This window comes from Novosphingobium lindaniclasticum LE124 (assembly GCF_000445125.1).
In the GTDB taxonomy this organism is placed as follows: Bacteria; Pseudomonadota; Alphaproteobacteria; order Sphingomonadales; family Sphingomonadaceae; genus Novosphingobium; species Novosphingobium lindaniclasticum.
The window spans coordinates 1-7935 of record NZ_ATHL01000136.1 but is presented as its reverse complement, the minus strand read 5'-3'; the positions used below and the strand labels follow the sequence as shown (position 1 = coordinate 7935).

5 protein-coding genes are annotated in these 7935 nt (G+C 65.4%); 3 read left to right on the top strand and 2 right to left on the bottom strand.

Going from position 1 to position 7935, the window contains the following annotated elements:
• Positions 1-773, top strand: a 773-nt coding sequence (locus L284_RS43575) for a fumarylacetoacetate hydrolase family protein (protein WP_021235700.1), incomplete at its 5' end; no start/stop codon positions are given.
• A 24-nt stretch (positions 774-797) separates the two neighbouring features.
• Here L284_RS43575 and L284_RS43570 read toward each other — a convergent pair.
• Complete coding sequence (locus tag L284_RS43570; RefSeq protein WP_021235699.1) at positions 798-2126, bottom strand: family 1 glycosylhydrolase; 1329 nt, start codon at positions 2124-2126, stop codon at positions 798-800.
• A gap of 222 nt (positions 2127-2348) precedes the next feature.
• Between L284_RS43570 and L284_RS43565 the strand changes: the two genes are divergently transcribed.
• Positions 2349-4631 (top strand): TonB-dependent receptor, encoded by a 2283-nt coding sequence (locus L284_RS43565; protein WP_021235698.1) that lies wholly within the window; start codon positions 2349-2351, stop codon positions 4629-4631.
• 23 nt (positions 4632-4654) lie between these two features.
• Positions 4655-6286 (top strand): alkaline phosphatase D family protein, encoded by a 1632-nt coding sequence (locus L284_RS43560; protein ID WP_031343014.1) that lies wholly within the window; start codon positions 4655-4657, stop codon positions 6284-6286.
• Between the two features lie 101 nt (positions 6287-6387).
• On the opposite strand, the gene rpoD is transcribed toward L284_RS43560, so the two are convergent.
• The coding region (rpoD, locus tag L284_RS43555; RefSeq protein ID WP_021235696.1) for an RNA polymerase sigma factor RpoD at positions 6388-7935 on the bottom strand (1548 nt) is incomplete at its 5' end.

Here is a 7935-nt window from a genome sequence, read left to right as displayed (position 1 = left end):
ACCTGGCGCGCCTGCGGGCGCCGCTGCCGCGTTCGTGGCAATGGCTCGACGGTTCGGCTTTCGGCACCCACGGCCAACTCATGCAGATCGCGTTCGGCCTGCCGCCCGTCGAGACCGACCGTCCGCTGATGTACCAGGGGCTATCGGATCGCTTCTTTGGCCCCGCCGATCCCGTGCCGTTCGCCGATCCTGCCCATGGCATCGACTTCGAAGGCGAGTTCGGCGTGATCGTCGACCATGTGCCGATGGGAACTTCCGCCGCCGAGGCTCTGAAGCACGTCAAGCTGGTGGTTCAGATCAACGACTGGTCGCTGCGCACGATCGCGCCGATCGAGATGAAGACCGGGTTCGGCTGGATCCAGGCCAAGCCGCCCTGTTCGATGGCGCCGTTCGCCGTCACGCCCAAGGCGCTGGGCGAAGCCTGGCAGGACGGCCGGGTCTGCCTGGATCTGGTGATCGACATGAACGGGCGCCGCTTCGGCAAGGCGAGCGGGGCGGCGATGGACTTCGGCTTCCACGACCTCATCGCCCATGCCGCTCTGACCCGCGATCTGGTGGCGGGAACGGTGATCGGCTCCGGCACGGTTTCCAACGCAAACTATGCCGAAGTCGGCTCCAGCTGCATTTCCGAAGTTCGCGCCATCGAGATCATCCGCGACGGAGGGCCGTCCACCCCCTTCATGGCCTATGGCGACACGGTGCGGATGGAAGGCCGCAACCCGGCCGGATGGGCGCCGTTCGGAACCATTCATCAGGGTGTCGTCCCGGCCTGACCGGACGATGCTCGCGCGCCGTCCTCAAAGGGAATTGCGCCGGGCGATGCCGCCCAGCACGGCGGCGCTCGGCTTGGCGGTACGCTGGAAGGTCGTGCGGTCCAGAGTGTGCAGGCCGAACTGCGGCTTGTAGCCGAAGACCCATTCGAAATTGTCCACCAGCGACCAGTGCATGTAGCCGAGCACCGGCACCCCGTCCTCCATCGCGCGCTTGAGTTCGGCCAAGGCCGCCGGGATCAGGCGGGCGCGCTTGGTGTCGTCGGCGGAATTGATGCCATGTTCCGTGACCATGACCGGCACGCCGCTCACCGCATGGGCGTGGCGCACCGCGCCGGCCAGGGAGGCGGGATAGACTTCCGATCCCGCATCGTTGGTCTCGGCGCCTTCAGGGGCAGGCAGGCGGCCCTTGTCGTTCCAGACGGCGCGCTCGTAGTTCTGGACGCCGACGAAGTCGTTGCCGCGCGCCGCTTCCAGCCAGGGCCGGTAGAGCTTGGCGCGCATCTCGTCGCGCAGGCTGTTCCGGCCTGCCGCCTGATCGTCGATCACCGCCAGGCTGACGCCGACCGGCAAGTCCGCGCGCACCGCCTTGATCGCCTCGCACCCTGCCTTGTGGCCGGCCAGCAGGTTCGCCTGCACCGTTTGCGGATCGGCGACATAAAGGGGATTTCCCGGCAGAAAACGAGCGACCCCATGCTCGCGCGCGGCGGCTTCCTGCATCGTCTTGTCGGCTCCCAGCAGGCGTGGACCGATGTCGCCCGGCAGGACAACGTCCAGCAAGCCGCTGAGGTTGGGCTCGTTGAGAGTCAGGGCATGGCTGATGCCTGAAGCGAGATGGCGGGCGGCACGGTCGCAGTAGCGGGCGAAGAGGGCGGGAGCCTCGGCGGTGGACCAGCCGCCCTGCGCCGCGAACCAGGCGGGGGTGGTGAAGTGGTTGAACGTCACCATCGGTCGCAGGCCGCGTTCGCCGCAGCCTTCGATCATCGCCTTATAGTGATCGAGCATGGCGATGGAGAACTGCCCCTTTGCCGGTTCGATCCGTGCCCATTCCAGGCTGAAGCGGTAGGTGTTGAGACCCAGCCCCTTCACCAGGTCCAGATCCACCGGCCAGAGCGCGAGGCTGTTGGCGGCATCGCCGGAGGGCTCCATGTAGACGGTAGGACGGGTGTGCTCCATGGCCCAGACATCGCTGTTGACGTTGTTGCCCTCGACCTGGTGTGCTGCGGTCGCCGCGCCCCAGAGAAAGCCGGCCGGAAACCGGGGATCGGCCGGGCGAGCCCTGCGGGCGAGTGCCGGGGTGGTGGCCGTGGCGGCTGCCGCGCTCGCTGCAGCCAAGAGGGTACGGCGATCGATCACACATTCTCTCCCATTGTCCGCTGGCATTTTCCGCAGCCGGCTTGGATATATTAGAACGGGTAATCCAATATTCGACAAAGTTCAAGCCGGACGGATGATCGCAAAGCCGCATCGCCAAATCGCGGCCCTAGTTGCGCAGAACCGTCACAGGAACGCCATCCAACCTTCATCTGCCGAGGTTACCCCGCCGCCCGTAAGCGAACTCGCCCAGGGGAAACGGTAATGAAATTCGGTACTTGCGTAGTAACTCTTCTCGCCGGAACCGCGCTTGCGGGGCTTCCCGCCATCGCCAGCGCCGCCGAGGCGGAGGGGACCGAAAGCAGCGATCCCAACGCCATCATCGTCACCTCGCAGAAGATCGAGCAGCGCGCCGTGGACGTGCCGATCACGCTTTCGGTGCAGACCGGCGAACGCATGCGGGAACTGGGCGTCACCGACATCGGCGAGCTGTCGAACTACGTTCCCGGCCTCAACGTTCAGGTACAGAGCGCCAACAATCCCGGCTTCGTCATTCGCGGCATCACCTCTGACAGCGGTTCGGCCCAGCAGGGACCGCGCGTCACGCTCTACTACAACGGCATCGACATCTCGCGCTCACGCGGCGCCTACCAGGGCATCTACGACCTCGACCGCGTGGAAGTGGTGAAAGGTCCGCAGGCCACCCTGTTCGGCACGGCAGCCACGATCGGCGCGATCAGCTTCGTTTCGACCAAGCCGCAGCCGGGCACTTCGGCGGCTTTGACCGCTTCCTACGGCAATCTCGATGCCTACCGGGTGGAGGGCTTCGTCAATGCCGGCAACGACGTGATCGCCGCGCGCATCGCCGGACAGTGGAAGAAGCGCGACGGCTATATCGAGAACCTGGCACCCGGCCAGGACGATCTCTACGCGCAGGACCAGCTCGGCCTGCGCGGCTCGCTGCGCTACACGCCGACCAGCGACTTCACGGCGGATCTGGTCTTCACGTACGATCGCCAGCGCAATTCCGGCACGCCCTTCCTCTCGAAGAACCTGGGTTCGACCGCCGTAGAGGGGCTCTACGACCGCGCCTATCTCGGCGGCTCGCCGCTGTCCGGCCAGCTTCTGGGCTCCGACAAGCTGGGCCTCGACCGCGACGTCTACGATGCCAACCTGACGCTCGCCTGGGACTTCGCGGACGGCTGGAACTTCACCACCGTCAACGGCTATCGCCATTTCGACGCCCTGGAAGTCTTCGATGCCGACGGTTCCGCCGCCTGGTTCCTCGAATTCGCGGAACATGCCAAGGGGTGGCAGGCCAGCCATGAAGGGCGCTTCACTTATAGCGATCCGCAATGGCGCGCCTCGTTCGGGTGGAACTATTTCATTGAGGACTCCTCGCAGTACGTCCCGTTCTCGACCGAGCTGGGCACGTTCCTGCAATGCTATGCCAAGCTAGTTCCGGGCCTGGGCTGCGTCGCGCCGAACAACAGCGTGCCCGCTTCGGCGACGGCGGGAGTGGTTACCGGCGGCCTGCTGACCTCGGTGCCCTATTCGAGCTGGACGAAGAATTATGGCCGCAACCAGACCTGGTCGATGTTCGGCGACGTCTCGTGGACGCCGGTCCCGGAACTGGAACTGACCGGCGGCGCGCGCGTCCTGATCGAAAACCGCCGCTCGGGATACGCCTCAAACCAGCCGGTCGCGCCGATCTACGGCGCGATCCTGCTGCCCTATCCCGACACGGCAGGCGAAACCGTCTATTCCCGGCGTTCCTATGCGGCGGTGCTGCCGCGCCTCAACGCGCTCTATCGCCTGACGCCGAACCTCAATCTCTATGCCACGATCTCCAAGGGACGGCGTTCCCCGGTCGTGCAGCTTCCCAATGCGCGCAACACCGTGGCCTTCGCGGAGGAAATTCCTTCCGAAACCGTCTGGAACTACGAAGCGGGCATCAAGGGCGCGGTCGGCATGTTCTCCGGCTCGCTGGGCGTCTATTACGACAAGTATGACGATTTCCAGGTCTCGGTCATCGAAAACGGCCGCGCCGTCACTCGCAGCGCCGGCACGGCCTCCAACCTCGGCGTCGAGGCCGAACTGGAAGCGCGCGTCACCGATTGGCTGAGCGCTTTCGGCAACCTGGGCTTCATCAGCGGCGGCATCGACGACAAGGCCGCGAACGGCGTCTTCGCGGGCAACCAGTTCCGCCTCCAGCCCAAGTGGCAATGGGCCGCCGGCTTCAACCTGAACGCGCCGATCGATCAGAACACCAGCCTGTTCCTGACCCCCAGCGTGACCTACCGCAGCAAGATCTACTTCGAGATCCCCAACAGCGAGGCGATCAGCCAAGCCCCGGTCACGCAAGTCAACTTGCGCGGCGGCGTGTCGCTGATGGACGGCAAGTTCCAGGTCGCCGGCTATGCCCGCAATCTCACGAACAAGACGTACCTGCTGGACGCAGGCAATACCGGGGGTTCGTTCGGCTATCCCACGTTCATCCCGGCCGAGCCGCGCACTTACGGTATCGAGATTACTGCGCGCTACTGATCGATCTGTCTCAAGGAATGCAAATGACCCTTCATCTCGACCGCCGCCTGCTGCTCAAGGCAGGCGCCTTCGGGCTTGCCGCCCTGTCGACGCCGGGTGTCGCCCAGATCCTCACTGCGCGGGGCTTCACGCACGGCGTGGCCAGCGGTGAGCCGGCGGCGAATTCGGTCCTGCTCTGGACCCGCTACGTCGGCAGCGGGGACACCAGGCTGCGCTGCGAAGTCTCGGCAGACGAGAGCTTCCGCAAAGTGGCGGGCGGCGGCGAGGTGATCGCGTCGCCGGCGCATGACAGCTGCGCCAAGCTGATGGTTTCCGGCCTGGCGCCCGGCCAGTGGTACTTCTACCGCTTCATCGCGCCGGACGGCACGAAGAGCGACGTCGGCCATACCCGCACGCTGCCGGTGGGCGAAATCGATCGCTTCGGCATCGGCCTGTTCTCCTGCTCCAACATGCCGTTCGGCTGGTTCAACGCCTATGCCCACGCCGCCGCGCGCGACGACTTGGACCTGATCGTCCATGTCGGAGACTATTTCTACGAATACGAATACGGTCATTACCCAGACAATCCGATGGCGGGTCGTCCGATCGAGCCGCAGAACGAAACCGTGTCGCTGGCCGACTATCGCCTGCGCTTCGCCAGCTACCGCCTCGACCCGGACCTGCGCCGCATCCACCAGCGCTTCCCGATGATCGCCCAGTGGGACGATCACGAGTTCGCCAACGACACCTGGAAGGGCGGGGCCGAAAACCATCAGCCCGACAAGGAAGGCGAATGGTCGATACGCCGCGCGGCGGCGGAGAAGGCCTACCGCGAATGGATGCCGGTGTCGGACGCGCTTTACGACAGCTTCCAGATCGGCACTCTGGCCAAGCTGTTCCGCCCAGAAACGCGCGTGAGCGCGCGAATGGAGCAGCTGGACTTCGGCGCGGTGATCGCAGAGGCTGCGAAGGGCGGCCAGGCGCAAGTCGCCAAGGCTCTGGCGCAGTTCCGCGACGGGCCGTGGAGGGCGGCGGACCGCACCTTGCTGGGCGCGAAGCAGGAAGCCTGGCTCACCCAGGGACTGGCGGATTCCGTCAAGTCCGGCACCCGGTGGCAGATCCTGGCGCAGCAGGTGGTCATGGGTTCGCTCAAGGCGCCGCCGCAGATGGCGGATCTGGTCCCGAGCGGCGGCGATCCCAAGGTCCGTCAGGCGCTCACGGCCATCGCCGCCGCGTCGCAGGTCGGCCTGCCGTTCAACATGGATTCGTGGGACGGCTATCCCGCCGCGCGCGAACGCCTGCTGCGGGCGGCGCGGCAGGCGGACTGCAATCTCGTGGTGCTGGCGGGCGACAGCCACAACGCCTGGGGCAGCGAGCTATCGGTGGACGGTGCGCCGGCCGGCGTCGAATATGCAGGCCACTCGGTCACGTCGCCGGGCTATGAGGCATACCTGCCCTCCCTGGCACCCGCCGATCTGGCCAAGGCGCTGCGCGGCGCCAATCCCGGGCTCGCCTACGCGGACACCAGCCGCCGAGGTTATGTGTCGCTGCACATGACGCCCGAGCAGGTGCGCGGCGAATGGCACTTCCTGAGCACCATCGCTCAGCGCACCACGGCCGGAACCACGAGCGAAGGTCTCTCGGTCAAGTGGAACGAGCGTCGCTTTACCGCCTGACGAAGGACCGGAGCGGTGCGCCTCGTGTAGGCTGCACCGCTTAGCGCGGTGCATCGTCTTGACGATGCACCGTCACTTTGTCGCAGTGCCGGGAGACGCGCCTAGTCCAGGAAAGCGCGCATGATCCGGCTGCGGCTCGGGTGCTTGAGCTTGCGCAGGGCTTTCGCCTCGATCTGACGGATGCGTTCGCGGGTGACCGAGAACTGCTGGCCGACTTCCTCGAGGGTGTGGTCGGTGTGCATGCCGATGCCGAAGCGCATGCGCAGCACGCGTTCCTCGCGCGGGCTGAGCGTCGACAGCGTGCGCGTGATCATTTCCTTGAGGTTCGCCTGGATCGCCGCGTCCACCGGGATCACGGCGTTCGCGTCCTGGATGAAATCGCCCAGGCTGCTGTCTTCCTCGTCGCCGATCGGTGTTTCGAGGCTGATCGGCTCCTTGGCGATCTTGAGCACGCGCTTCACCTTTTCGAGCGGCATGGACAGGCGCTCGGCCATTTCCTCGGGCGTGGGCTCGCGGCCCTGCTCGTGGAGGAACTGGCGGCTGGTGCGGACCAGCTTGTTGATCGTCTCGATCATGTGGACCGGGATGCGGATCGTGCGGGCCTGATCCGCGATCGAGCGGGTGATCGCCTGCCTGATCCACCAGGTGGCGTAAGTGGAGAACTTGTAGCCGCGGCGGTACTCGAACTTGTCGACCGCCTTCATCAGGCCGATGTTGCCTTCCTGAATGAGGTCCAGGAATTGAAGGCCGCGGTTCGTGTACTTCTTGGCGATCGAGATCACCAGGCGCAGGTTCGCCTCGACCATTTCCTTCTTGGCGATGCGCGCCTCGCGCTCACCTTTCTGGACCATGTTGACGATGCGGCGGAACTCGGGAAGCGCCATGCCGGTGGCGGCGGCGATGTCCGACACTTCCGAACGGATTCGTTCGACCGGATCGGCCTCGGCTTCCGCAAAGGCCGCCCACTTCTTGTCCTTCCTGGACATTTCGGCAAGCCAGGTATCGTCCAGTTCGCGGCCGACGTAGGTATCGAGGAAGTCGGCGCGCTTGACCTTGTGACGCTCAGCCAGGCGCAGCATCTGGCCGCCCAGCGTCGTCAGGCGGCGGTTGAAGGCATAGAGGTTGTCGACGAGATATTCGATCTTCGTCGCGTGGAACTTCACCGATTCGACCTGAGCGGTCAGGTCTTCGCGCAGCTGCTGGTACTGGTCTTCCTTGGCGGCGGGGAAATCGATGCCCAGAGCCAGCGCGTCGAGACGTTCCGACTGAAGGCGTTCGAAGGCCTGGAACAGCTCGGTGATGAGCATGAACTTCTCAAGCGCCTCGGGCTTGAGCGCCGCTTCCATCTGGGCGAGGCTGAGGGTGTTGTCCTCTTCCTCTTCCTCGGCTTCGCGCTTGGGGATCGGGTTGCCGTCCTCGTCCAGTTCTTCCGAGTTGTCCTCGTCCGAATCGTCCTCGTCCTTGAACGAGGGGCCGGCGGTCTTCTCGCTGATCTCGCCGTCGTCGTCGCCTTCACCGTCCTCGGACAGGCTTTCCGGCGCCGGCTCCTTCGAGAGCATGGCGTCGAGATCGAGGATCTCGCGCAGCTGCATCTCGCCGTTGTTGAGCGCTTCGGACCACTGGATGATGGCGTGGAAGGTGATCGGGCT